General features: G+C 64.4%; 3 protein-coding genes. All 3 read left to right on the top strand.

Going from position 1 to position 2,362, the window contains the following annotated elements:
• Nucleotides 1–805, top strand: an 805-nt coding sequence (locus Q0H50_RS09300) for a hypothetical protein (RefSeq protein ID WP_294421681.1), incomplete at its 5' end; no start/stop codon positions are given.
• 151 nt (nucleotides 806–956) lie between these two features.
• The gene (locus Q0H50_RS09295; protein WP_294421680.1) at nucleotides 957–1,790 is read left to right on the top strand and encodes a transporter substrate-binding domain-containing protein; all 834 of its coding nucleotides are present in this window, start codon (nucleotides 957–959) and stop codon (nucleotides 1,788–1,790) included.
• 222 nt (nucleotides 1,791–2,012) lie between these two features.
• On the top strand, nucleotides 2,013–2,362 hold a 350-nt coding region (locus tag Q0H50_RS09290; RefSeq protein ID WP_294421679.1), incomplete at its 3' end, for an ABC transporter permease subunit.

The following is a 2,362-nucleotide window of genomic DNA, read 5'->3' as shown; positions in this document are numbered from 1 at the left end:
CGGCTCGCTGATCTTGTCCACCTTGGGCCTGGGAGGCGTGCTGCTCGGCTTCAGCAACGCGTCGTCCTTCGCCCTGAACAGCGCATATGTGTGGGCTCCGCTCGTTGCGGGCGCGGCCCTGTGCGCGGTGTTCGTCGTGCGCCAAAGGCGGCTTGGCGATCCGCTCATCGACCTTGGCGTGTTCCACTCGCGCCGCTTCAACGCCGGCTTCGCGGCGCAGAACCTGCTGTTCGCCTCCTTCATGGGCGTCACGCTGGTAGTGCCCCTTTACGTGGAAGGCCTGTGCGGCGGCACGGCGCTTCAGGCGGGCATGGTGCTGCTGCCGGGCACCGTTGCCGCGCTCGTGCTCAACCCGCTCGGCGGCGTGCTGACCGACCGCATCGGTGCGCGACGGGTGTGCCTGGTCGGCGGGCTCATGCTCTCCGCCGGCGCCGTTCCCATGTGCTTCCTCGATGCCGCCTCGCCGCTGTGGCAGGCGGTCGTGTTCCAGGGCGTGCGCGCATGCGGCGTGTCGTTGCTCATCGGCCCGCTCACCCAGTGGAGCCTGGCGGAACTGCCGCGGCCGCTCGTGCCGCACGGCAGCTCTCTGTCCATCGCGGTGCGCCAGGCCTGCGCCAGCTTCGGCACGTCGGCTATGGTGCTGGCCATCTCGGCGGGGCAGGGGATCGCGTCCCGCGGCGGCCTTGCCGGTGGGCTGCAAGCTGCGCCCGACGTGCTCGCGGCGCTGCCGTATCACCTGGCGTTCGGCTTCTCGGCCGTGCTGTCGCTGTGCCTGCTCGCGGTCATCGCGTGGAAGGTCCGTTAGCGCATCTTATGCCGTTCGCGGTCGTTTTCGCGCCAGCGGTTGCACGTTCCGGCACGTCTGGTATACTTCACTTCAGCACTCTACTGTGATAAAGTGATTGCTAAGGAACCAAGCAGCCATGCCCACGGGCATGCGCGGAAGGGAAGGGAACATGAAGAAGAAGCTCCTCGGCCTGGTGGCATGCGTTGCCACTCTGGCCCTGTCCGGCGCCCTGCTGGCGGGTTGCTCGGGCTCTGGCGACAAGACCGGCGGCGACTCCGCTGACGGCAAGGAAACCCTGACGGTCGGCTTCGACCAAAGCTATCCGCCGTACGGCTTCGTCGGCGACGACGGCAAGTACACCGGCTTCGACCTGGATCTGGCCCAGGCCGTGTGCGACAAGAACGGCTGGGAGCTGAAGCTGTCCGCCATCGATTGGGATGCCAAGGACGCGCTGCTGGCCCAGGGCAACATCAACTGCATCTGGAACGGCTTCACCATGGAGGGTCGCGAGGATGGCTACACCTTCTCCGATCCCTACATGCTCAATGAGCAGGTCATCGTCGTGAAGGCAGGCAGCGACATCTCCGATTTCGCTGGCCTTGCCGGCAAGACCGTCATGACCCAGGTCGACTCCGCCGCGCTTGACGTGCTCGAGGGCGATCAGGCCGAGGTTGCCGCCACCTTCAAGGGCGGTGCCGCCAAGACCATCGGCGACTACAACAACGCCTTCATGCAGCTTGATTCCGGTGTGATCGATGCCGTCGCCTGCGACCTGTCCATCGCCCAGTACCAGATCGCCGCGAACCCCGACAAGTACGTGCAGCTGTCCACCCCGCTGTCCACCGAGCACTACGCCGTGGGCTTCAAGAAGGGCGACACCGAGCTGGCTCAGAAGGTCACCGAGACCCTGAAGCAGCTCGACGCCGACGGCACCGTCAAGCAGCTATGCGAGAAGTACGCCAGCTACGGCATCAGCTACGACAACTGGGTGCTCGGCAAGTAATGCTTCCGCTTGCCCCCGGCAAGCAGCTTGATAGCGTATCCTATTAGGGCCGGAGATGCGTATCTTTGCCCCTATGCACGATGCGGCGCGTTCCAAAACCGCGTTCACGTGCATGGTGGGCAGGGCGAGCGTCTCCGGCCTTCCGGCTGCTATTTTCCGCCAACCTGCCAAGGTTGGCGTTCGGCGTGTTAAGACAAGAGCGTTTCTCTTGGAAGGAGACCAATGGAATTCGGAACCATGATGGGGCTGCTGCTCTCCGGCCTGCAGTTCACCGCCATCATTTTCGTAGTTACGCTTGTGGGGTCGCTGCCCCTCGGCGTGCTGGTGGCGCTTGGCCGCATGAGCAAGTTCAAGCCGCTGTCGCTTTTGGTGCAGTTCTATATATCGGTCATGCGCGGCACGCCGCTTATGCTGCAGCTTATGATGTGGATGTTCGGGCCGTTCTACCTGTTCGGCGCCTCCATGGGCTCGGATTGGGCGTACTTCGCCTGCTGCATCGGCTTCATCCTGAATTACGCCGCCTACTTCGGCGAGATCTACCGCAGCGGCATCCAGTCCATCCCGCGCGGCCA

This window comes from uncultured Senegalimassilia sp. (genome assembly GCF_934632265.1).
In the GTDB taxonomy this organism is placed as follows: Bacteria; Actinomycetota; Coriobacteriia; order Coriobacteriales; family Eggerthellaceae; genus Senegalimassilia.
Note: the sequence above shows the minus strand (reverse complement) of the source record. Positions and strands in the feature narration are given on the sequence as shown.